This is a genomic window from Sphingomonas sp. SKA58 (assembly GCF_000153545.1).
Classification (GTDB): Bacteria; Pseudomonadota; Alphaproteobacteria; order Sphingomonadales; family Sphingomonadaceae; genus Sphingobium; species Sphingobium soli.
The window spans coordinates 1,041,388-1,063,468 of record NZ_CH959306.1 but is presented as its reverse complement, the minus strand read 5'-3'; the positions used below and the strand labels follow the sequence as shown (position 1 = coordinate 1,063,468).

Annotated in this window: 22 protein-coding genes; 13 read left to right on the top strand and 9 right to left on the bottom strand. The window is 62.8% G+C overall.

Annotated features, from left to right (window positions below; all coding sequences use genetic code 11):
* Positions 1-3: 3 nt before the first annotated feature.
* Both SKA58_RS05685 and SKA58_RS05680 read left to right on the top strand, forming a co-directional pair.
* Positions 4-645, top strand: coding sequence for a DUF883 family protein (locus SKA58_RS05685; RefSeq protein ID WP_009821423.1), 642 nt, complete (start codon positions 4-6; stop codon positions 643-645).
* Between the two features lie 104 nt (positions 646-749).
* Complete coding sequence (locus SKA58_RS05680) at positions 750-971, top strand: DUF4170 domain-containing protein (protein ID WP_009821422.1); 222 nt, start codon at positions 750-752, stop codon at positions 969-971.
* Between the two features lie 60 nt (positions 972-1,031).
* On the opposite strand, the gene SKA58_RS05675 is transcribed toward SKA58_RS05680, so the two are convergent.
* From SKA58_RS05675 to carA, 6 genes are all read right to left on the bottom strand, one after another.
* Positions 1,032-1,691 carry a rhomboid family intramembrane serine protease gene (locus SKA58_RS05675; RefSeq protein WP_009821421.1) on the bottom strand — a complete coding sequence of 220 codons (660 nt, stop codon included), beginning with the start codon at positions 1,689-1,691 and terminating at the stop codon, positions 1,032-1,034.
* Between the two features lie 4 nt (positions 1,692-1,695).
* On the bottom strand, positions 1,696-2,172 hold the full coding sequence (greA, locus tag SKA58_RS05670; protein WP_009821420.1) for a transcription elongation factor GreA: 477 nt from the start codon (positions 2,170-2,172) through the stop codon (positions 1,696-1,698).
* Between the two features lie 80 nt (positions 2,173-2,252).
* The gene (gene carB, locus SKA58_RS05665) at positions 2,253-5,588 is read right to left on the bottom strand and encodes a carbamoyl-phosphate synthase large subunit (RefSeq protein WP_009821419.1); all 3,336 of its coding nucleotides are present in this window, start codon (positions 5,586-5,588) and stop codon (positions 2,253-2,255) included.
* A 3-nt stretch (positions 5,589-5,591) separates the two neighbouring features.
* The gene (locus tag SKA58_RS05660) at positions 5,592-6,197 is read right to left on the bottom strand and encodes a hypothetical protein (protein ID WP_009821418.1); all 606 of its coding nucleotides are present in this window, start codon (positions 6,195-6,197) and stop codon (positions 5,592-5,594) included.
* Positions 6,197-6,565, bottom strand: a complete 369-nt coding sequence (locus SKA58_RS05655) for a ribonuclease E inhibitor RraB (protein WP_009821417.1) — start codon at positions 6,563-6,565, stop codon at positions 6,197-6,199. Before SKA58_RS05655 ends, SKA58_RS05660 begins: the two co-directional genes overlap by 1 nt.
* The gene (gene carA, locus SKA58_RS05650) at positions 6,562-7,740 is read right to left on the bottom strand and encodes a glutamine-hydrolyzing carbamoyl-phosphate synthase small subunit (RefSeq protein ID WP_009821416.1); all 1,179 of its coding nucleotides are present in this window, start codon (positions 7,738-7,740) and stop codon (positions 6,562-6,564) included. The genes SKA58_RS05655 and carA overlap by 4 nt, the downstream gene beginning before the upstream one ends.
* A gap of 156 nt (positions 7,741-7,896) precedes the next feature.
* On the opposite strand from carA, the gene SKA58_RS05645 reads away from it, so the two are divergent.
* The 9 genes from SKA58_RS05645 (at position 7,897) to SKA58_RS05610 (ending at position 17,047) form a co-directional block, all read left to right on the top strand.
* Complete coding sequence (locus tag SKA58_RS05645) at positions 7,897-8,349, top strand: GatB/YqeY domain-containing protein (RefSeq protein ID WP_009821415.1); 453 nt, start codon at positions 7,897-7,899, stop codon at positions 8,347-8,349.
* A 134-nt stretch (positions 8,350-8,483) separates the two neighbouring features.
* The gene (locus tag SKA58_RS19375; RefSeq protein ID WP_083784853.1) at positions 8,484-8,891 is read left to right on the top strand and encodes a GIY-YIG nuclease family protein; all 408 of its coding nucleotides are present in this window, start codon (positions 8,484-8,486) and stop codon (positions 8,889-8,891) included.
* A complete protein-coding gene (gene dnaG / locus SKA58_RS05640) occupies positions 8,888-10,765 on the top strand; it encodes a DNA primase (protein ID WP_009821414.1) in 1,878 nt (625 codons plus the stop codon). Before SKA58_RS19375 ends, dnaG begins: the two co-directional genes overlap by 4 nt.
* A 46-nt stretch (positions 10,766-10,811) precedes the next feature.
* A complete protein-coding gene (rpoD, locus tag SKA58_RS05635; RefSeq protein WP_009821413.1) occupies positions 10,812-12,860 on the top strand; it encodes an RNA polymerase sigma factor RpoD in 2,049 nt (682 codons plus the stop codon).
* 137 nt (positions 12,861-12,997) lie between these two features.
* Complete coding sequence (locus SKA58_RS05630; protein WP_009821412.1) at positions 12,998-13,681, top strand: DUF6975 family protein; 684 nt, start codon at positions 12,998-13,000, stop codon at positions 13,679-13,681.
* 74 nt (positions 13,682-13,755) lie between these two features.
* On the top strand, positions 13,756-14,601 hold the full coding sequence (locus tag SKA58_RS05625) for an AAA family ATPase (RefSeq protein WP_009821411.1): 846 nt from the start codon (positions 13,756-13,758) through the stop codon (positions 14,599-14,601).
* Between the two features lie 3 nt (positions 14,602-14,604).
* Positions 14,605-15,012 (top strand): GFA family protein, encoded by a 408-nt coding sequence (locus SKA58_RS05620; RefSeq protein WP_009821410.1) that lies wholly within the window; start codon positions 14,605-14,607, stop codon positions 15,010-15,012.
* A 96-nt stretch (positions 15,013-15,108) separates the two neighbouring features.
* Positions 15,109-16,146: a hypothetical protein gene (locus SKA58_RS05615; protein WP_037542163.1), complete on the top strand. Its 1,038-nt coding sequence runs from the start codon at positions 15,109-15,111 to the stop codon at positions 16,144-16,146.
* 43 nt (positions 16,147-16,189) lie between these two features.
* On the top strand, positions 16,190-17,047 hold the full coding sequence (locus SKA58_RS05610; protein WP_009821408.1) for a DUF817 domain-containing protein: 858 nt from the start codon (positions 16,190-16,192) through the stop codon (positions 17,045-17,047).
* Here SKA58_RS05610 and SKA58_RS05605 read toward each other — a convergent pair.
* Positions 17,035-18,324 (bottom strand): methyl-accepting chemotaxis protein, encoded by a 1,290-nt coding sequence (locus tag SKA58_RS05605; protein ID WP_009821407.1) that lies wholly within the window; start codon positions 18,322-18,324, stop codon positions 17,035-17,037. The genes SKA58_RS05610 and SKA58_RS05605 overlap by 13 nt on opposite strands.
* Before the next feature lie 220 nt (positions 18,325-18,544).
* Between SKA58_RS05605 and SKA58_RS05600 the strand changes: the two genes are divergently transcribed.
* A complete protein-coding gene (locus tag SKA58_RS05600) occupies positions 18,545-19,720 on the top strand; it encodes a vWA domain-containing protein (protein ID WP_037542638.1) in 1,176 nt (391 codons plus the stop codon).
* Between the two features lie 32 nt (positions 19,721-19,752).
* Here the strand turns inward: SKA58_RS05600 and SKA58_RS05595 are convergent, their stop codons facing one another.
* Both SKA58_RS05595 and SKA58_RS05590 read right to left on the bottom strand, forming a co-directional pair.
* Positions 19,753-20,106 (bottom strand): response regulator, encoded by a 354-nt coding sequence (locus SKA58_RS05595; protein WP_009821405.1) that lies wholly within the window; start codon positions 20,104-20,106, stop codon positions 19,753-19,755.
* Positions 20,107-20,111: 5 nt separating this feature from the next.
* Complete coding sequence (locus tag SKA58_RS05590; RefSeq protein WP_009821404.1) at positions 20,112-20,999, bottom strand: iron-containing redox enzyme family protein; 888 nt, start codon at positions 20,997-20,999, stop codon at positions 20,112-20,114.
* A 156-nt stretch (positions 21,000-21,155) separates the two neighbouring features.
* Here SKA58_RS05590 and SKA58_RS05585 point away from each other — a divergent pair, with 156 nt between their 5' ends.
* The gene (locus SKA58_RS05585) at positions 21,156-21,836 is read left to right on the top strand and encodes a GNAT family N-acetyltransferase (protein WP_037542635.1); all 681 of its coding nucleotides are present in this window, start codon (positions 21,156-21,158) and stop codon (positions 21,834-21,836) included.
* Positions 21,837-22,081 lie beyond the last annotated feature (245 nt).

The following is a 22,081-nucleotide window of genomic DNA, read 5'->3' as shown; positions in this document are numbered from 1 at the left end:
GTGATGGCCGATATTCGCGCACAGATTTCCCGCGCCCGCGAGGCCGCTAATGACGCGGCGACCAATGCGTCTGACCGCATCCGCGAAACCAGCGGAAAGGCGCGCGACAGCGCGGGCGAGTTGATCAACAGCAGCCGGGAAAAGGCTGGCGACGCCTATGCCGACGCCCGTGACAGGACGCAGCGCGTCGCGACGCGCGCCAATCAGATTGTTCAGGATCATCCCGTCATGGCGGTTGCAGGCGCGGTTGCCGCTGGCGCACTGGTCGCATGGATGTTCCCGAAAAGCCGCCGCGCGATGAAGGCGCTTCCCGGACTGGCCACAACATTGGGCGCTCGCGCAGTCGAAGCGGCAGCCGCTGCCCGTTCCGCCGCGGGCGACGAAGCAGATATCGTAACGCACAAGGCCGGCGGGGTTTTGACGAAAGCCAAGGCCTTCGCGGCTCAGGGCGCCGACAGCTTGCGTCATCGCGCTGACGACGCGTACAGCGCGGCGAGTGATGTCGCATCGTCAGCGCGCGAAAATCTCGCCGCTGCCGACCTCAGCGCCAAGGCGTCCAGGCTGGCTGATGATGTCACCGCGCTGGTGGTTGCCAAGGTCGATGCGATCAGCGACGCGGTCAAGGCGCGGTTGCCCAAAAGCTAATCGCGATTGCGCTGAACGCAACAGGGCATCCCGTACCTCTTCTTGGCGGATCGCGGAGACGATGCTAAGGCTCCGCGATCATCCAAGGGAGAATAGATAACGCCATGAGCAAAATGCATCTGGTGATGGGCGGTCGCGTCAAGGATCCGCAGACGTTGGAATTTCAGGATCTGAACCAGGTGGATCTGGTCGGTGTCTATCCTGATTATGCGTCGGCTGAAAAGGCGTGGCGAGGCGCGGCGCAGCGGACGGTTGACGATGCTGAAATGCGCTATGTCATCGTGCATCTGCACCGCTTGCTGGAACCCGAACTTCCTACCGCCTGAGCCGGCAGCTCAAAGAATTTTCGCCCGTTCGATCGCCAAGGTCGGACGGGTTTTTCTTGTTCAGTGAACGGCGCGCGGTTTCTTGCGAAAACGCCAGCGCAGCAATGGACGAGTGAGGGCAAGCCCACCCAAAAACCCGCCGATATGCGCCGCGATCGCGATCTGGCCCAGCCCGCCGGCGCCCCCGGACGTAGCGACGCCGATCATCAACTGGATCGCGATCCATCCGGCGGCCAGCCATAAGATGCGTACCAGATTTGCCGACAGCGGACCAACCTTGCGCACCTGCTGCTGGCTATAGAGCAGCGAATAGGTGGCGATGATCGCGGAAATGGCGCCGCTGGCGCCGACCATCGGATTGGTGGAGGCCGGATCGACCAGATATTGCGCCAGACAGGCCGCATAGGCACCGACGCCATACAGCATGAGCGTCCCGCTCCACCCCAGCACATGCTCCACCTGCCGGCCGCAGAAAACCAGCATCAGCATGTTGAAGCCGATATGTAGCCACCCGGCATGGACCAGGGTGCAGCTGAGCGGCGTCAGCCAGGCAGGCACGGCGGCCATGCCCGCGAGCAGGCCCGGGTCGCCGAACCGTGCGGGGATGAAGCCGCCAAGGATCGCGGCGTCCTCGACCCGATTGGCGGCGATCAGCGCCAGGAAGACGGCGACGCTGATCGCCGCCAGTCCATTGGTGGCGCGGCCCGACGGCAGGCGCACGGGGTCAGAGGAACTCGATCTTGTCGACCAGGTAGAATTTGTCACCCGATGGGACAGACACTTCCACCTCATCGCCGACTTCACGGCCGATCAACGCGCGGCCAAGCGGGCTGGAATAGCTGATCATGCCGGCCTTGGCATCGGCTTCGGCCTGACCAACGATCTGATATTTCACCGGCTTGTCGTCTTCGTCCATCAAGGTGACGGTCGCGCCGAAAATGATCTTGTTGCCCGACAGCGTCTTGGGATCGATGACCTGCGCACGCGACAGCTTGTCTTCCAGATCGTTGATCGTCGCTTCGACCTGGCCCTGACGCTCCTTGGCGGCATGATATTCCGCATTTTCCGAAAGGTCGCCATGGGCACGGGCTTCCTCGATGGCGTCCACGATCAGCGGCCGTTCGGCTTTCAATTCGCGGAGCTGCGCGTTGAGCTTGTCATAGCCCATTTGCAGCATCGGCATCTTCTCGACGGTCGCCATTCCTGTAAATCCTTCGTCAAAACTTCCCTTTGGCGGCCCCGGCATAGGGCCGCCCCGCATCGTCATTCCTGTGCAGGGGATCAGGCGTGCGACCCGGGATAATAGGATTGGAGCGAGCGCACTTCAAGGGCGCGACTGCGCAAGGCTTCGATCGCGTCCGCGGCGGCGACGCTCGCGGCCGCCGTGGTAAAGCTGGCGATCTTGGCGCGCAGCGCCGATGTGCGGATAGCCTTGCTGTCCTTCAACGACTGCCAGCCTTCGGTCGTGTTGAAGATCAGCTGCACGTCGCCATCGGTAATCCGGTCGACGATATGCGGCCGCCCTTCGGCCACCTTGTTCACCCGTTCGACGGCGATGCCCTGCCCTTCCAGATAGCTGGCGGTGCCGCCGGTGGCGATGATGGTGAAGCCCATGGCCGCCATCTTCTGTACAGCGGGCAGGATCACCGGCTTGTCGCTGTCCTTGACCGACACGAATACGGTGCCACCGGTCGGCAACACCGTGCCAGCACCCAGCTGTGCCTTGGCGAAGGCTGTTGCGAAATCCTTATCGATTCCCATGACTTCGCCGGTGCTCTTCATTTCCGGTGAGAGCACCGGATCGACGCCGGGGAAGCGCGCGAAGGGGAAGACGGCTTCCTTGACTGCGATATGGTCGATCGCATTACGGTCGATCATCGGCAGGTCCTTGAGCTTCTCGCCCGCCATGACGCGGCTGGCGATCTTGGCGATGGGCGTGCCGATCGCCTTGGCGACGAAGGGCACGGTGCGGCTGGCGCGCGGGTTGACCTCGATCAGGTAGACGACGCCGTCCTTGACCGCGAACTGGATGTTCATAAGGCCCCGCACGGACAGTGCGCGGGCCAGCACATCGGCCTGCCGTTCGATCTCCGCGATGATGTCGGCCGACAGGCTGTAGGGCGGCAGCGAACAGGCGCTGTCGCCCGAATGCACGCCCGCTTCCTCGATATGCTGGAGCACGCCCGCCACTACGACGTCATCACCATCGCACAGTGCGTCGACATCGACCTCGACCGCGTCGCGCAGATACTGGTCGATGAGGACCGGCGAGTCGCCCGACACCTGCACCGCGGTGGCGATATATTCCTCCAGCTGCGCCTGCCCGTCGACAATCTCCATCGCGCGACCGCCCAGCACATAGGATGGGCGCATCAGCACCGGGTAGCCGATGCGGTTAGCGACGGCGATCGCCTCCTCCCGGCTGCGGGCGATGCCGTTGGCGGGCTGCTTCAATTTGAGCTTGTCGATCAGCGCGGCGAAGCGTTCCCGGTCTTCGGCCAGGTCGATGGCATCGGGGCTGGTGCCAAGGATCGGCACGCCTGCGTCCTCCAACGCCTGCGCCAGTTTGAGTGGGGTTTGCCCGCCAAACTGCACAATGACGCCCGCCAGCGTGCCCGCCGACATTTCGACGCTCAATATCTCCAGCACATCCTCGGCGGTCAGCGGCTCGAAATAGAGGCGGTCGGATGTGTCATAGTCGGTCGACACCGTTTCCGGGTTGCAGTTGACCATGATTGTTTCATAGCCCGCCTCGGCCAGCGCGAAGCAGGCATGGACGCAGCAATAGTCGAACTCGATCCCCTGCCCGATCCGGTTGGGGCCGCCGCCCAGGATCACAACCTTCTGCCGGTCGCTGGGCTGCGCCTCATTCTCCGCCTCGCCGAACAAAGGCGCTTCATAGGTGGAGTACATATAGGGCGTCTTCGCCTCGAATTCGGCGGCGCAGGTGTCGATGCGCTTGAAGACGGGGCGCACGCCCAGCTTGTGGCGCAGCTTGCGCACCTCCTCTTCGGTGACGCCGCCGGTCATGGCCTTGACCGCATCATGGATCAGGCCGCTGCCGCGCGCGATGCCGCGCTCCATGCCGCGCAGGTTGGCGGATTTGAGCGCCAGAAAGGCGAGCCGCTTGTCGGAAAAGCCCATCGACTTCAAACGCCGCATACCCTCGGCATCCTGCGGCAGGCCGTTTTCCAGCACTTCGCTCTCGGCCTCGACGATTTCCTTGAGGCGTTCCAGAAACCAGGGATCGAACTTGGCGATGCTGTGAATTTCGGCGATGGTCAGGCCTTCGCGCAGCGCCTGCGCCGCGATCAGCAGCCTGTCGGGTGTGGGCTTGGCCAGCGCGGCGACGATGTCGTCGCGCGACGCGCCTTCCAGATGGTCGACAGTATTGAAGCCCGACAGGCCGGTTTCCAGACCGCGCAGCGCCTTTTGCATCGATTCATGGATGTTGCGGCCGATCGCCATGACTTCGCCTACCGACTTCATCGCGGTGCCGAGCAAGGGTTCGGACCCCTTGAACTTTTCGAACGCGAAACGCGGGATCTTGGTCACGACATAATCGATGGTCGGTTCGAACGAGGCCGGGGTCGCCCCGGTGATGTCATTCTCGATCTCGTCGAGCGTGTAGCCGACCGCCAGCTTCGCCGCGACCTTGGCGATGGGAAAGCCGGTCGCCTTCGACGCCAGCGCCGAGGAGCGCGACACGCGCGGGTTCATCTCGATCACGATCAGGCGGCCGTCCTTGGGATTGACCGCGAACTGCACGTTGGAACCGCCTGTTTCGACGCCGATTTCGCGCAGCACCGCAATGGATGCGTTGCGCATGATCTGATATTCTTTGTCGGTCAGCGTCAGCGCCGGCGCCACGGTGATGCTGTCGCCGGTATGGACGCCCATCGGATCGACATTCTCGATCGAGCAGATGATGATGCAATTGTCGTTGCGGTCCCGCACGACCTCCATCTCATATTCTTTCCATCCGAGCAGCGATTCCTCGATCAGGACTTCGGTGGTCGGCGAGGCGTCGAGGCCGCCGCGCACGATGCTCACGAACTCGTCGCGATTATAGGCGATGCCGCCGCCGGTGCCGCCCATGGTGAAGCTGGGCCGGATGATCGCGGGAAGGCCGGTGAACTCCAGCGCGTCGAGCGCCTCCTCCATCGTATGCGCGATGCGCGAGCGGGCGGATTCAAGGCCGATCTTGTCCATCGCGTCGCGGAACTTGATCCGGTCCTCCGCCTTGTCGATGGCTTCCGCGTCCGCGCCGATCATCTGGACGCCGAACTTCTCGAGCGTACCGTCGTTGAACAGCGCCAGCGCGGTGTTGAGCGCGGTCTGCCCACCCATGGTCGGCAGCACCGCGTCGGGCCGTTCCTTCTCGATGATCTTCGTCACGATTTCGGGCGTGATCGGCTCGACATAGGTCGCGTCGGCAAATTCCGGGTCGGTCATGATGGTGGCCGGATTGGAATTGACCAGGATGATGCGATAGCCCTCTTCCTTGAGCGCCTTCACCGCCTGCGTGCCCGAATAATCGAACTCGCACGCCTGGCCGATGATGATCGGCCCCGCGCCGATGATGAGGATGGAGGAGATGTCGGTGCGTTTGGGCATCGTTTAAGTAGCCGTCTGAAAGAGTGCAATTATCGAAACGAAGAGGGAGGCAATTCCCGCGAGATTGTTGGCTCGTCCAATCAGATCCCAAATAATATCTACCGGAGGATCGGGGGCGTCTGCCAGAGCTTTGGCCGCAACAATGTAAGCGCGAGCCATAGCTTTTTCGCTATTGCCTGCACCCAAATTATCAAGATCGCGCTCAGCCTTAATTAGAAGCGTTGATAATTCCGCCTTGCGCACCTCGTTGAGAACAAACTGCGAAGGAATACCCGTCCAAGCTGAGCTATCTACTTGTTCTGTCAATCCGGGTTGCATCGCGCCAAGAAACTCTCGGATTTCATTTAGGTCTCGAAATTCTGCTTCAACCTTTCGCGATCCGCTGGCTGAAATCCGAAAACTCCAAGCGTCGTACCCATTCAAAACTTTGGAAACATCCCGAAAATAGGAGCCCTCCCAATCATCAGCAATACGGCTAACCCAATTGGCTCGCGGCGTCAGATTATATTTCTTTATCAATTCTCCCGCGCCGAGATATTGTTTGGTTGAGGTTTCGGTTTCAAAGTGAAGAGCAATCAAAAATCGCTCGGCAAAATCATCATACTCCATCAATGCACGCCCCCCGCCTGCGCCTCGCACCCCCAGCCGTCATATTCGACGCCGCAGAGGATTTCGATCTGGAGGCATTTCTTCGTCAGCGCGCGGATCGAGGCTTCGTCGACGGGTTGCACGCATTCCAGGAACAGGAACAGGTCGCCCTCCTCATCTTCTTCCCGGTCCAGTTCGACCATGCCGAACTGGCTGGCGATGGTCAGGACGCGTTCGAAATCCTGTTCGCTGCCCCGGAAGCTGACGTCCACTGGCCGCGCGATGCGCGCCACATCGCCATTGGCGGCGAGATTGGCGAGGACTTCACGATCCGCCTCCCACTCGGCGGCGAGGCGCGCTTCATCGACGGGGGGGAGGTTCTGACTCACGCCGCGACAGGCCCTTTGAGACCCTCCACGAACCGCTTGAACAGATAGAAGCTGTCCTGCGGCCCCGGCGAGGCTTCGGGGTGATATTGCACCGAAAAGGCATTTTTGTTCGTCAGTTCGATGCCGCAATTGCTGCCGTCGAACAGCGAGACATGCGTGGCGCGCACATTGGCGGGCAGCGTGTCGACGTCGACCGCGAAGCCATGGTTCATGCTGGTGATTTCGACCAGCCCGTCCGACAGGCGCTTGACCGGATGGTTCGCGCCTCTGTGCCCCTGATGCATCTTGATCGTCTTCGCGCCGACGGCGAGGCCGAGCAACTGGTGGCCAAGGCAGATGCCGAAGATCGGCATGTCCGCCTCCATCAGCGCCGCGATCACCGGCACGGCATATTCGCCAGTCGCGGCGGGATCGCCCGGACCGTTGGAGAGGAACACGCCGTCAGGCTTCTGCTCCATCACCTGCTCATAGGTGGCAGTGGCGGGCAGCACGGTGACGCGCGCGCCGGCCTTCACCAGATTGCGGAAGATATTGTTCTTCGCGCCATAGTCGATCGCGACGACATGGGGGCGCTCCTCCCCCGCCTCATTCAGGCCATAGCCAAAGCCCAGCCGCCACACGCCGTCCTTCCACAGGCGGCTTTCTTTGCCCGTGACTTCGATGGCGAGGTCCATGCCCTCCAGCCCCGGCCAGCTTGCGGCCTTCGCGGCCAGTGCGGCAATGTCGAACGCGCCGTCGGGATCATGGGCGATGACGACATTGGGCGCGCCCTTTTCCCGGATCATGCGGGTGAGCGCCCGGGTATCGACGCCCGACAGGCCCACCCGGCCATGCGCCGCCATCCATTCGTCGAACGGCGCGACGTTGCGGAAATTGCTCGGCTCGGTCACATCCTGCCGCACGACGCAGCCCAGCGCATAGGGATTGTCGGCCTCGACATCCTCATCATTGGTGCCGACATTGCCGATATGGGGGAAGGTGAAATTGATGATCTGCCCGGCATAGCTGGGATCGGTCATGATCTCCTGATAGCCGGTGATCGAGGTGTTGAAGCAGAGTTCGCCCACCGCCTCGCCGACCGCGCCGAAACCGCGACCAAAGACAGCGGAGCCGTCCGCAAAAACCACGACCCCTGTCGCTCCTTTGGGCACAATGAGGGTCTTGGCGTCTGCCATGGCTATGCGTTTCCTTTATGCTTTTGCGGAGGCCCGTCTGGTGCGGGTTAAACGGCCGGTCAGGTAGGCGGGCGTCCCCCCAAGGTCAACGTCTGTTAAAAATCTCTTTTGCCGCTATATCTGGTCCTTTCCGAAAGAGACAGGATTCTATCGCCCATGATTCGCGAGCAGATTAAGAGCGCCCAGGTTGAAGCGATGAAGGCGGGCGACAAGGAAAAGCTGGCCGCCGTCCGCCTGATCCTGGCGAAGCTGAAGGACCGCGACATCGAATTGCGCACCGCGACCAGCGTGCCCGATGACGACGCCGTGGTCGTGGACGTGCTGCAAAAGATGGTGAAGCAGCGCCGCGAATCGATCGAGATGTTCAAGAGCGGCGGCCGCGACGAACTTGCCGCCAAGGAAGAGGCCGAACTGGCGGTGATCGAAGGCTTCCTGCCCGCGCAGATGAGCGAGGACGACACCAGGGCCGCGATCGAAACCATCAAGGCCGAGGTCGGGGCAACCAGCGTCAAGGATATGGGCAAGGTCATGGCAGTGCTGAAGGAACGTCATGGCAGCGTGATCGACATGAGCAAGGCGAGCGGGCTGGTGAAGGCGGCGCTCGCTTGAACGTCGCGGACAAATTCCCCTCCCTCTGGCAGGAAGGAGCCGGATCGCCCTACCACCCCCGTTCGTTTCGAGCGAAGTCGAGAAACGTCTTACACGGCGCTCGACACGCTTAGGGGTTCGGGCATAATCGGATAATGGCTTTCTGGACCTATATGCTCAAATGCGCGGATGGTCGCTATTACACCGGACACACCGACAATCTGGAGCATCGCATAGGTCAACATCAATGCGGTCAGGGTAGCCGTTTCACTCGTGCGCGCCTCCCTGTCACGCTGGTCTGGAGCGAGGATTTCAGTAGTCGGATCGAGGCGCTCGAGGCCGAACGCGTCATAGGCGGATGGTCGCGCGCCAAGAAGGAAGCGATGATAGCGAATAACTGGTCACTGGTCTCATATCTCGCGAAACCGCCCAAAGAGCGCGACACAGCAATCGTTCCGGTCGGTTCAAGCGAAGTGGAGAGGCGAGAAGAGTGCGCTAGCCGTTTCTCGACTTCGCTCGAAACGAACGGATTGGGTATGCCAGATACCGAGCCACCCGCATGACCCTCACTCCGCAGTGGCTGGACGAACTGCGCGCGCGCACGTCGCTGTCGACGCTGATCGGCAAGTCGATCAAGGTGCAAAAGGCCGGGCGCGAATATAAGGCCTGTTGTCCGTTCCATAATGAAAAGACGCCCAGTTTCACGATCAACGATGAAAAGGGCTTTTATCATTGCTTCGGCTGCGGCGCGCATGGCGACGCGATCCGGTGGATGACCGACCAGCGCGGCCTGCCCTTCATGGAAGCGGTGAAGGAACTGGCCGCCACCGCCGGGATGGAAGTGCCCGCCGCCGATCCGCGCGCGGCCAAGCGCGCCGAACAGGCCAAGGGCCTGCATGAGGCAATGGCGGCGGCGCAGAGCTTCTTCGAGGATCAACTGGGCGGTCTGGATGGCGGGGAAGCGCGCGCTTATTTGGGACGACGCGGCATTAGCGACGCCACGCGCCGCGCTTTCGGCTTTGGCTATGCGCCCGACGCGCGCGGCAGGCTGAAGACCGCGCTTCGGGACTTTGGCGAGCCGATGCTGGTCGAGGCCGGCCTGCTGATCGACCCCGAGGGTGAACGCGACAGCTATGACCGGTTCCGGGGCCGGCTGATGCTCCCCATCCGCGACATTCGCGGCCGTGTGATCGCCTTTGGCGGCCGCATCCTGGGCGATGGCGAACCCAAATATCTGAACTCGCCTGACACGCCCCTGTTCGACAAGGGACGCACCCTCTACAATATCGACAAGGCGTCGCCCGTCAGCCGCCAGACCGGCCGCGTCATCGTGGTCGAAGGCTATATGGACGTGATCGCGCTGGCGCAGGCGGGCTTTGCCGATGCGGTGGCACCGCTCGGCACGGCGCTCACCGAGCATCAGATCGAACGGCTGTGGAAGATGGTGGAGGTGCCGGTCCTCTGTTTCGACGGCGACGGTGCGGGCCAGAAGGCGGCGATCCGCGCCGCAATGCGCGCCCTGCCCCTGCTGCGCCCCGGTCACAGCCTGTGCTTTGCAACGCTGCCCAAGGGGCAGGACCCCGATGACCTGATCCGCGCGAAGGGGCCGGCGGCAATGCAGGCCGTTTTGGACGATGCGCAACCGTTGATCGAACGGCTTTGGGCGCATGAGCTATCGGCCGCGCCGCTCGATACGCCCGAGCAGAAGGCCGCGCTCAAACAGCGATTGCGCGCGATATCGGACGCGATTGCCGATCCCGATGTGCGCGCCCATTATGCCCATGCATTTCGCGAGAGGTATGGCGCGCTGTTCTTCGCCCGGCGCGAGGCGGCGCCGTTCCAGCCGCGGGCTCCGGGCGGCGGCGGTGCGCAACGCTGGCAGCGTGACCGGCGCGGCAACTGGAAACCGCCCATCCCGCCGGCGGGGCAGGAGGCACGCGCGATCGGCGCGGGCGGCATGGAACAACGGCTGCTGCGCGCCGTTCTGGCCGCACTGCTGCGCCATCCCGAGCAGATCGCGCCGCATCGCGAGATGCTTTCCGGCCTCCACATCGCCGACCCGATGCTGGGTCAGTTGATGGGTGCGATGATTCGTTGCTCCTTCCACAAAGAAACAGTTGAAACAGAGGGCCTCCTTACCATATTGGGGCAAGGTGATGTGTATAATATGGCCAAGGGGATGCTCCGGGCCGACACATTCACACTCACCCCAAGCAGGATGACCACCGACCCCGATCGCGTTGCGCGCGATCTGGAGGAGGCCGTTCGGGTGATTGCGCAAGGGCCGGAGCTGGAAGCGGCGCTGGTGGAGGCTACGAGACGATTCGAAAGCGATTTCAGCGAGGCCAATTTCGCTGAACAGCAGCGCATCCGCGCACTGAAAGCCGATCATGATCGTCGTCTCGCGGAACTGGCGCAGTCCGAAGATAGTATTTGAACAAGGTTCGCCCTTTTGACGAAGGGCAGCGAAGCAAGGCGATTACATGGCGACCAAGGCGAACAGCAAGACCGGTGTGGCAGAGGGCGAAGATGGCGGCGATGCGCCGCTGCTCGACCTGAACGAAGCGTCCGTCAAGAAGCTGATCGCGCGCGCCAAGAAGCGCGGCTACATCACCTATGACGAATTGAACGATGCCCTGCCGCAGGACCAGATGTCGTCCGAGCAGATCGAGGACATCATGGCCGCGCTCAATGAGATGGGCGTCAATATCGTCGAGAATGAGGAAGCCAGCGAGGACGGCGACGAGCAGCGCGAGCGTGAGGATGCCGAAGACGCCGAGGACGAATCGAGCGACGATGACGGCCCCAAGCTCGTTACCGAGAAGAAGAAGGAAACCGTCGACCGGACCGACGATCCGGTGCGCATGTACCTGCGCGAAATGGGCGCGGTGGAACTGCTCAGCCGTGAGGGCGAGATCGCCATCGCCAAGCGGATCGAGGCCGGTCGCGATACGATGATTTTCGGGCTGTGTGAGAGCCCGACCACCTTCAACGCGATCATCGAATGGTCGACGGCGCTCAACAACGGAGAAATGCAGCTGCGCGAGATTCTGGATCTCGACGCCATGCTGTCGAAAGATCCCGCGCCCGAAAGCCTGGAAGAAGGCGCCGAGGATGAGGATGGCGAGATCAGCGAAAAGACCGCCGGTCCGAGCTTCAAGGAAGAGGAAGAGCCCGAGGAGGAATCCGCCGACGGGGACGAGGATGAGGACGGCCTGACAGAGCGCCGCGCCCGCCGTAACGAGGAAGAAGAGGAAGAGGACAACACCCTTTCCCTCGCCCAGATGGAAGAGACGCTCAAACCGATGGCGTTGGAGAAGTTCGCGACCATCACGGACATCTTCCGCAATTTCTCGCAGGCGCAGGAAGCGCGCATGCAGGCGATGGCGAACGGCGACGCATTGAGCCAGAAGGCCGAGGACGATTATCAGGCGCTGCGCGAAAGCCTGACCGCCGAGGTCGAAAGCGTCCAGTTCCATCAGCAGAAGATCGAATATCTGGTCGATCAGCTCTACGCCTATAACCGGCGCCTGACCGCGCTGGGCGGGCAGATGCTGCGTCTGGCCGAACGGCATAAGGTCAGCCGCAAGGATTTCCTCGATCGCTACGTCAATCATGAGCTGGACGATGGCTGGCTCGACAAGGTGAGCGGACTTGACAAGAAGTGGACGGCCTTTGCCGCCGCGGAGGGCCGTTCGGTCGACCGCATCCGCAACGAGATCGCCGAAATCGCACAGGCGACCGGCATGTCGCTGGGCGAATTCCGCCGCATCGTCAACATGGTGCAAAAGGGCGAGCGGGAAGCGCGCATCGCCAAGAAGGAAATGGTCGAGGCCAATCTGCGCCTCGTCATCTCCATTGCGAAGAAATATACGAACCGCGGCCTGCAATTTCTCGACCTCATTCAGGAAGGCAATATCGGCCTGATGAAAGCGGTCGATAAATTCGAATATCGTCGCGGTTACAAGTTCAGCACCTACGCCACCTGGTGGATCCGCCAGGCGATCACTCGCTCGATCGCCGATCAGGCGCGCACCATCCGTATCCCGGTCCATATGATCGAGACGATCAACAAGCTGGTCCGCACCAGCCGCCAGTTCCTGCACGAGCAGGGCCGCGAGCCGACGCCCGAGGAAATGGCCGAGCGCCTATCGATGCCGCTCGAAAAGGTGCGCAAGGTGATGAAGATCGCCAAGGAGCCCATCTCCCTCGAAACGCCGATCGGCGACGAGGAGGATTCGCATCTGGGCGATTTCATCGAGGACAAGAACGCGATCATCCCGGTAGATGCCGCAATTCAGGCGAACCTGAAGGAAACCGTCACCCGCGTCCTCGCCAGCCTCACCCCGCGTGAGGAGCGCGTGCTGCGCATGCGCTTTGGCATCGGCATGAACACCGATCATACGCTGGAGGAAGTGGGCCAGCAGTTCAGCGTGACCCGCGAGCGCATCCGTCAGATCGAGGCGAAGGCGCTGCGCAAGCTCAAGCATCCGAGCCGGTCGCGTAAAATGCGCAGCTTTCTCGATCAGTAAAGCAATCTTAACCATGTTCGACGGAAAAGGGCGGCTTTCACGGTCGCCCTTTCTGATTCTGTAAACCGGGCGTTTACTCCGGATGCGTATGCCGGTGATGACCCCCGCACAGGCCGGGGCCTGACAGGGATTGGGACATGAGCGAAGCGGCACCGCGACTGCAGTCTGGCGACATTGCGCGCGTGCTCGATGCGCTGGTCGCGGCGGACGGAACGGCTGCCCACGCCTATGTGATCCGCGCACGCACGGGCCTTGCCAGCGAAGGATTGCTGTCGCTGCCCGACCTGGCCGATGCGGCATCCTATATGTGCCTGCTGCACGGCCGCCATCCCGGCGTCATCGACCATGCCGCCACCCGTTCGGCGGAAAATGCCGCACGTCAGTGGTTGATCGAGGCGGCCGACGCCTTCGCCGCCGAACGCACCTATCTGACCCAGGTTACGGTCGCCGCCGGCCCAGCTCCCAGCACGGCCGGTCAGGCCGATTGCGAAGCGGCGGTCAGTCAGCAGCGGCACGCGCTCGACACGCTGGCCCAATCCGACCGGCGCGGCTGCGCCATGGGGGCGGCGATCGCCTTGGTGCTCGATTGGCGCGGCATGCGGCAGATGCTCGACATGGCGGCCATTCGCGCGGGCATCGAGCCGCACCCCTGCGCCCTGCCCGATCGCCTGACGACGCTGGACGTCGCGCGCGCGATCGGCGGCGACGACATCATCGACCGCGCAATTCAGTTTGGCGCGCGACAATTGCTCACCCAGCATCGCGGCCTGTGGGACCTGCTCGCCGCCCGCGCCAATCTGCGCGGCCGCGCCGGCCGATAGCCGCTTTCCCGATTGCGCGCCCGCGCCGCTTTCCCTAGTCCGGTTGCACGCAGCAACGGGAGCGGACGGATTTCATGCGCTTTGAAGGCACCCAGGATTATGTCGCCACCGACGACCTGAAGGTCGCGGTCAACGCCGCGGTGCTGCTGCGCCGCCCTCTGCTGGTGAAGGGAGAGCCGGGCACCGGCAAGACCGTGCTCGCACAGGAGATTGCGCAGGCGCTGGATGCGCCGCTGATCGAATGGAACGTCAAGTCGACGACCAAGGCGCACCAGGGACTGTACGAATATGACGCCGTCGCCCGTTTGCGCGACGGGCAATTGGGCGATCCGCGCGTCCACGACATTTCCAACTATATCCGCAAGGGCAAGCTGTGGGAGGCGTTCACATCCCCGCGCCTGCCGGTGCTGCTGATCGACGAGATCGACAAGGCCGACATCGAGTTTCCCAACGATCTGTTGCAGGAACTCGATCGCATGGCCTTCCATGTCTACGAAACGGGCGAGACGATCGCGGCGGCGGAACGCCCGGTCGTGGTCATCACCTCCAATAACGAAAAGGAATTGCCCGACGCTTTTCTGCGCCGCTGTTTCTTCCACTATATCAAATTCCCCGACCGGGAGACGATGGAGAAGATCGTCGAGGTGCATTTCCCCGGCATCCAGAAAATTCTGGTCAGCCGGGCGATGGAAATATTCTACGAGATTCGCGACGTGCCGGGGCTGAAGAAAAAGCCCAGCACCAGCGAACTGCTGGATTGGCTGAAACTGCTGCTGGCCGAGGACATGCCGCTCGACGTGCTGCAAAACAGCGATTCGACCAAAGCGATCCCGCCGCTGCACGGGGCGCTGCTGAAGAATGAGCAGGATATCATGATGTTCGAGCGCCTTGCCTTCATGGCGCGCCGTCAGGGACGCTGAGCCATGGCACATCATGCCGGATGCCTGTGCGGTCAGGTGCGCATCACGATCGACGCCGAACCGACCGGCGCGCGTCATTGCTGGTGTCGGCTATGCCAATATCTGAGCGCTGGCGCCGGCACAGTGAACCTGGCTTTCCCCAGCAACGCTGTGCAGGTCGATGGCGACATACGCTGGCATGACAGCGTCGCCGACAGCGGCAATGCGATGCAGCGCGGTTTTTGCCCCCAGTGCGGAACGCCCCTGCTCAGCCGGGCGGAGGCGCGCCCTGCGGTCGTGATCGTCCGGGCCGGCGCGCTCGACAATCCATCGCTGCTGGCACCGCAGATGGAAATCTGGACCAGCACGGCGCCCGATTGGGCCTGCCTTGATCCCGACATCCCCCATCATCCCGCGCAGAACCCGCAATAGCCGCGATTGGGGCTTGCGCGCGCCGGGCAAGCCTGTAGCCTCCCTTCCATAGTTCAAGGCCGCGCCAAGACGGTCTGGTTCTGGAGAGGGATGCCCATGCCCGCACGCGCCTTGTTGCTTCTGCCCATCGCCCTTGGTCTGGCAACGCCCACGCTTGCGCAGACGGCGCAGGACATGGAAGCATGGACCCCGACCGCGACGGCCTTGCGCGCCAATGCGGCGGGGATCAGCCTGCCCCAGACAGTCGGCGGCCTCTCTCTCACCAAAAGCGGGGAAGCATCGAACGGGGGGCGCGCGGTCGATAACTATGCCCAATATCTGTCGCAGGACGGCGCCGTCCAGGCCACCTTCTATGTCTATATGCCGACCTACGCCGACGCGTCGCTCGCCGCCTATATGACCGACAAGGCGATCATGGAGCGCTTTGGCGACAAGACCCGCCGGACCGCCTATCAAAGCGCGCCGGTCGATGGCCTTCCCCAGCGCGCCATTCGCGCGGTTTATGACGATGCCGCCGATGGCGCTCTGACGACCGCGGCAGGCTTCGTCCATGCCGGGCGCTGGATCGTCAAGATCCGCGTCACCGGCCCGACCGACCGTCGCAAGGATGTGCTGGCCAGCCTGGACGCGATGCTGGCCAGCTTGCAGGTCGAGGATAAGGCGTCGCTGCATATGACCGCTCCGGCGCACTTCGCCGCCTGCCCGGCATCGGACGCCGGCGAAGCCAGGCTGACGCCTGCGCAGGACGGGGCGCCTGCCCTGCCGCACAGCGTGCGTATTCCTCGCGATGGCAAGGACAGGCTTTGCCTGCGGGGCGCGGTCGAGACCGCTGATGGCCGCTATGACATTCTTCAGCAGACCGGGCGCAGCGATGGCGCGATCATCGTGCCGGTCGATGACAGCGGCACCCTGCTCGCCTTTGATCCCGCCACGCCGGGCAAGGGCTATCAATTGTCCATCCATATGGTGGGCCAGACCGACCTTTACGGCACCTATGACAAGGTGCCCAGCCCGCGTCAGATCGCCGCCATCCTGGACGGGAAGGATCCGCAGACCGCACAGGCGCAGGCGATCGTCGCCTATGCCGCGACCGGTGAGGCGACGATGCAGCCGGGCCGCGCAGGTCGGCGCTGACATTCGCTTTCCTCCACCGCATTCCATCCTTTAAGACCCTCGCATGAAGCCCATCTCTGGCGCGACCCGCTTCGCGCGCATCCGCGCCCGGCTGGAGGCAATCCGGCTTGCACCCGGCCCGCGGGCATGGGCGTTCGAATTTTTGCTCTTCGGTTTCAAGCAAGGCTGGGCCTGCCTGTTCGGCGGGCTGATGCTGGCGCTGCTATTGGCGACGCATTTCCTGTACCCCGTCGGCGCTCCCCTCCACCGCTATGATTTCCTGACCCTGGCCGCGCTCGCGATCCAGGCGGCCATGTTGGCATTCCGCCTGGAAAGCTGGGCAGAGGCCAAGGTCATCTTCGCCTTCCACCTCATCGGCACAGTGATGGAATTGTTCAAGACGCAGGCGGGATCGTGGATCTATCCCGAAGCCAGCCTGCTCCATATCGGCGCAGTGCCGCTCTTTTCCGGCTTCATGTATGCTGCCGTGGGCAGCTATATCGCGCGCGTCTGGCGCATCTTCGATTTCTGCTTCACCCGCTATCCGCCGGTCTGGACGACGGTGGTTCTTGCGGGCGCGATCTACATCAACTTCTTCGCGCATCATTGGGCGCCCGACATCCGCCTAATCCTCTTTGCGGTGGCAATCGGCCTTTTCGGGCGGAGCTGGATCGTCTTCACGCCTTGGCGGGCACCTCGGTCCATGCCTCTGCTGCTCGGCTTTTTCCTCGTCGCCCTGTTTATCTGGCTCGCCGAAAATATCGGCACTTTCGCCAATGCCTGGACCTACCCCGATCAGCGGGCGGGATGGCAAATGGTCGGCTTTGCCAAGCTCGGCAGCTGGTATCTGCTCATGATCATCAGCTTCGTGCTGGTCTCATTGATCCATGGCATCCGTGGCGAAGACAATCAGATCAGATAGCCCACTTCATACAGTCCCCAGCGCCGGCCGCCGAAGACCAGCGGCACGAATACGCTGCGCAACGCCCGATAGCGTCCCTCCCCCAGGTCCTGCCGATAGGTGAAGACGAAAAAGTCGCTCGCGCCATCAAGCGCACGGCGGGTTTGCGCATCCATGAATATCTGTCGATTGCGCGCATGCTCCATGTTCCACAGCCGTTCGCCGGGCCGCTGCGGCTGGCTGCGCGCGCTGATATGCGTCGGCAGATAGCCGTGCATGTCGATCAGGCAACAGCCCACCACCGCATCGTCCTGCGCACTGTGGCGGTCGAGCAGCGGACGCAGCGCCAAGTCGGCAAAAGCCGTGAATCCGGTCAGATATTGCGGGGGATCGGATCCCTCGATCCGCTGATATCCGGTATCGAACAGCGCCTCCATGCTCAGCGTGCCGCTGTCCAGGGCATGAGCGATGCTCCCCCGAATCTCCTCAGCCCCCTGCTCGGCGAGTGCGATATAGGGGCTGTTACGCGTCACCTGCCCCCCATGCGCGGCCGTATTGAGCATGGCGTTGGCCATCCTTTCCAGCCCATCCAATTGCGCGCGCGCGGCACCGACCCGCGCGGTGCTTTCCCGTGCTGACCGACCGAAATCAGCCAGGCCCTGTGTCAGCACGTCGACTTCCTGGCTGGCGATGTCCGTGCAATGGACGATGGCGCCCGATCGCTCACCAAATTGCGTCACCAGCGATGCGATCTCCGCCAGGCGCAGGCGGAGCTGATCGATATGCATCCCCGCGCCCCGTCCGCGCGCAATATTATCTTCCACCCCTTGGATCAACGCGCGCGCATCCTGATCCAGCTGCCCCAGCTTGATCGCGACGGAAGCCGAGGAATCGCCCGCCTGCTCGGCAAGCCGGCGGATTTCAGTGGCGACCACCGCAAACCCCTGTGTCGCCGCACCCCCGCGCGCGGCCTCGATCGCGGCGTTGACGCCCAGCAGCCGCGTCTGCCGGGCAATCGCGCCCAATTGCCCCGATACGTCGCCCACTGCTTCGATGACCGCCAGGAATTGGCGAAGATGCCCTTCCAGCCCAGTGACATGATCGACCAGCGCCACGACTTCGCCAAGCGACAGACCGATGACATCATGACCGTCCGCAATGATCTGCTCGGCGCGGTGAGCGGTGTGGCTCAACTCGCGCGCCGCTGCCATGCTTTCCCCCTGGCTGGCCGACAATCGCCTCATATTGACCTGAAGGTCGTCGAGATGCGCCGCGTCCTTCTGGATGCGACGGTCCACGTCCCCCAAGAAGCCGGCAGTCTCACTGCACTGCAATGCGATATCGCCCGACCTCTCCCCCAAGTCGGCCAGTAAGCCCCTGTCTTTCAATATTTCCCCGCCATTCTGCCCTACAACATGGATAGTGCCGGATTAACCATGCACTGCAACACTTAATATTCTGCCCGCGTCGGTGCGCGTTATGCTTGCATCGCCGTCCACGCTGGCGGACAAATGGATCATGTTGCTCAACTTTCTCGACGCGCTGCGCGCCGCCGGCATTCCTGCCAGCATCAAGGAACATCTGTTGCTGCTCGAAGCCCTGGATCGGGACGTCATTGCCCACCGGCCGGAGGATTTCTATTATCTGGCCCGCGCCACTTATGTGAAGGATGAGGCGCTGCTCGATCGCTTCGATCAGGTCTTCGCGCGGATATTCAAGGGTATAGTCAGTGAGGAAGGGGTCGATGCGGACATCCCTGAAGAGTGGCTGCGCCTGGTCGCCGAGAAATTCCTCAGCCCCGAGGAGATGGAAAAGATCAAGTCTCTGGGCGACTGGGACGAGATCATGAAAACGTTCAAGGAACGGCTGGAAGAACAGAAGGACCGGCATCAGGGCGGCAACAAATGGATCGGCACGGGCGGTACGTCCCCCTTCGGTCATGGCGGCTATAATCCCGAAGGCGTCCGGATCGGCGGGGAAAGCCGGCACAAGCGCGCGATCAAGGTGTGGGAGAAGCGCGAATTCGCCAATCTCGATAATCAAAAGGAATTGGGCACGCGCAACATCAAGGTCGCGCTGCGCCGCCTGCGCCGCTTCGCGCGCGAGGGCGCGGCTGAGGAACTGGACCTCGACGCGACCATCCGCGGCACCGCGCGCCAAGGCTGGCTAGACATCCGCATGCGGCCCGAGCGGCACAATGCGGTCAAGCTGCTGCTGTTCCTCGACGTAGGCGGGTCGATGGACCCTTTCGTCACGCTGTGCGAGGAGCTGTTTTCCGCCGCGACCGGCGAGTTCAAGAATATGGAATTCTTCTATTTCCACAATTGCCTGTACGAAGGCGTATGGAAGGATAATCGCCGTCGCTTTTCGGAGCGGACACCCACCTGGGACATCCTCCACAAATATGGCCATGATTATAAGGTGATCTTCGTCGGCGATGCGGCGATGAGCCCCTATGAAATCAGCCACCCGGGCGGCTCTGTAGAGCATATGAACGAAGAAGCGGGCGCCGTCTGGCTGCAGCGGGTGACGCACACCTATCCCGCGACCGTCTGGCTTAACCCCGCAGCGCAGGCGCATTGGATCTACAGCCAATCGACGCAGATCATCCGCGACCTGTTTCAGGGTCGGATGTTTCCGCTGACGCTGGGCGGTATCGACGCGGCGATGCGGGAACTGACCCGCAAGCGATGACGGTTTGGACGCGACGGCGGCGACCGGCGCTTCTAATGGACCAACCGGTCGAGCGTCGTAACCAGGTGCCGCATATCGGTCGGCTTGGCGATGACGGGAGCATCCGGGTGCGCGCCGATCACCGCATGATGTGCCGCCCCCGAGCAGAAAATATAGGGAATGCCATAATTGTCGAGATCATCGGCCAACAGGCCCGCATCGCTATCCTGCAATGTTAGGTCCAGGACAGCGCCAGCAGGAAAATGCTTGGCAAGGGCCGCCATGCCATCGGCCAGCGTGCCATAGGGCCCATCCACGGCATAATCGGCCTCCTCCAACATGTCCGCGATCATCGCGGCGACACGAGGGTCATCCTCCACCAGCAATATGCGGCGCGTCTCGGCCATGGCGGTCACTCCAGCCCGAAATGCGCGCGGTAACGATCAAAACACCGCGCACCGCAGCGCAGGCGTATGAGCGCCCCTTCGGCCATGGCGGTGGCGCGACGCGGATCTGCCGCCACCAACGGCTTGATCGCTTCCTCGTTCCAGTCAGCGCTATGCTTGATGTCCAGCACGGCGTGCAGGTCGAAATAGCGACGCTGGCTGTTTGACAGGCCCAGACGCCGCAATGCGCGCGCCGTATGCGCGGACCGGCCGGGCGCCGTCAATTCGATGACACCCAGCGCGCCGACGCTGTGCCATGTATAGCAACGCTGCGTCGCCATCGCCGTCATCGCATTGGCCAGCGCCAGGCTTTCCCAGACGGTGTGCTCGATGCAGGTGTCGAGGTCGAGCAGATCAACGAGTTGCCCCAGCATCGGACCGTGCATGCCCTTGATGTTGCCCCGGCCCATTTCATCCCAGTAGTTGCGCGCCAATTCCATCTTGGCGCGGTCCGGGATCTTGACCTGCGTCATGGCCACCAGATCGTCAAAGCCCGCCTCGCCGGCCGCTTCCTGCGACAGGAACCAGCGGAGATGATCCATCCGCGCTTCATCTGCCAGCCAGGGAAAGAGGCGATCTTCCTGGCCAGGCCCCGTCGCCTTGAGCGCTTCGAACCAGGCGATGAACCCGTCAACATCAGTCGGCGCTTGGACTGCTTCAACGCGCACTTCCGCGCGCAATTCCTCGATAAAGGCGTGTTCGAGCCGCGCCATCCGCTGATCTTCATTGAACCGGTCAGCCGACCAGTCATCGGGAAAGGCGGGAGAAAGCCGTCGTCGGTTCCAACGGCTCAGCTGCTGCTGGAACGAATCCTGGAGAAATTGGGATTCCTCGTCCTTGAGTTGGGTCGCCACGTTCAGACCTTTCCTATGTGTTGCCAATCCAATCCCGAAGACAGGCTCCGCGTTCCGACAAAAGCGACTAACCTATGTCAGCCATGGTCGATCCTGTTGACGGTCAGCCGCCACTGGGCGAATTCACCCCGACACCCGACAGACAGGAGCAATGCCATTCACCCCCTGGACACGCCGATCTGGAACAGCCTCCATGGCGGATGGGCCGCGCTGGCGCAGGGCGACGCGCAGGCGGTAAGGCTGGACCCCGACTATGGTCCCTTCGCCGCCACCGCCACGGCGTCGGCGCAGGATATGGATGCGCTGGCTATCCTGATGCCGCAAGAAGGGGAGACGTGGCTGCTGGGCCGCGACGCGCTGGCCCCACCGCCGGCCGGCACGCAGGTTGTTCGCACCGCCATGCTGGCGCAGATGATCGCGGAACGGCCCGTGGAGGTCGGCGAAGAGGAACCGGACTGGCAGGAACTGGACGAAGCGGACGCGCCCGACATGCTGGCGCTGGCGCTGCTTACCCGACCCGGTCCCTTCCGCGCCCGCACGCATCGCCTGGGCCGATTCATCGGCGTGCGTGAAGGGGGCCGCCTGATCGCGATGGCGGGCGAGCGGATGCGGATGCCCGGCTTTGCCGAAATCAGCGGCGTGTGCACCCATCCCGACCATCGCGGTCGCGGCCTGGCGGGCCAGTTGATGCGCCGGATCATGCAGCGGATGCAGACATGCGGCGAAACGCCGTTCCTTCACGCCTATGCCAGCCACGACCGGACGATCGCGCTCTATCGCACCTTGGGTTTTGCGGTGCGTGCGCAATTGCCGATGATAGTGCTCACCAAAGCCTGACGCGCTATGAAAAAAGGCCGGCGGATCGCTCCGCCGGCCTCTTCCCAATTTTCGTGGATCGACGGACTTAGAAGTCCATGCCGCCCATGCCGCCCATGCCGCCCGGCATCGCGGGAGCAGCGGACTTGTCTTCCGGCAGCTCGGCGATGGTGGCTTCGGGTGGTGATCAGCAGACCAGCGACCGAGGCAGCGTTCTGGAGCGCGTGCGCACGACCTTGGTCGGGTCGATGACGCCTGCGGCGACC

Coding starts and splice junctions, on each gene's coding strand:
- SKA58_RS05620 (WP_009821410.1), top strand. CDS start 14,605: ATGGCACATCATGCCGGATGCCTGTGCGGTCAGGTGCGCATCACGATC.
- SKA58_RS05660 (WP_009821418.1), bottom strand. CDS start 6,197: ATGGAGTATGATGATTTTGCCGAGCGATTTTTGATTGCTCTTCACTTT.
- SKA58_RS05680 (WP_009821422.1), top strand. CDS start 750: ATGAGCAAAATGCATCTGGTGATGGGCGGTCGCGTCAAGGATCCGCAG.
- SKA58_RS05625 (WP_009821411.1), top strand. CDS start 13,756: ATGCGCTTTGAAGGCACCCAGGATTATGTCGCCACCGACGACCTGAAG.
- greA (WP_009821420.1), bottom strand. CDS start 2,172: ATGGCGACCGTCGAGAAGATGCCGATGCTGCAAATGGGCTATGACAAG.
- rpoD (WP_009821413.1), top strand. CDS start 10,812: ATGGCGACCAAGGCGAACAGCAAGACCGGTGTGGCAGAGGGCGAAGAT.
- SKA58_RS05645 (WP_009821415.1), top strand. CDS start 7,897: ATGATTCGCGAGCAGATTAAGAGCGCCCAGGTTGAAGCGATGAAGGCG.
- SKA58_RS05595 (WP_009821405.1), bottom strand. CDS start 20,106: ATGGCCGAGACGCGCCGCATATTGCTGGTGGAGGATGACCCTCGTGTC.
- SKA58_RS05685 (WP_009821423.1), top strand. CDS start 4: ATGGCCGATATTCGCGCACAGATTTCCCGCGCCCGCGAGGCCGCTAAT.
- SKA58_RS05600 (WP_037542638.1), top strand. CDS start 18,545: ATGTTGCTCAACTTTCTCGACGCGCTGCGCGCCGCCGGCATTCCTGCC.
- carA (WP_009821416.1), bottom strand. CDS start 7,740: ATGGCAGACGCCAAGACCCTCATTGTGCCCAAAGGAGCGACAGGGGTC.
- dnaG (WP_009821414.1), top strand. CDS start 8,888: ATGACCCTCACTCCGCAGTGGCTGGACGAACTGCGCGCGCGCACGTCG.
- SKA58_RS19375 (WP_083784853.1), top strand. CDS start 8,484: ATGGCTTTCTGGACCTATATGCTCAAATGCGCGGATGGTCGCTATTAC.
- SKA58_RS05630 (WP_009821412.1), top strand. CDS start 12,998: ATGAGCGAAGCGGCACCGCGACTGCAGTCTGGCGACATTGCGCGCGTG.
- SKA58_RS05615 (WP_037542163.1), top strand. CDS start 15,109: ATGCCCGCACGCGCCTTGTTGCTTCTGCCCATCGCCCTTGGTCTGGCA.
- SKA58_RS05610 (WP_009821408.1), top strand. CDS start 16,190: ATGAAGCCCATCTCTGGCGCGACCCGCTTCGCGCGCATCCGCGCCCGG.
- carB (WP_009821419.1), bottom strand. CDS start 5,588: ATGCCCAAACGCACCGACATCTCCTCCATCCTCATCATCGGCGCGGGG.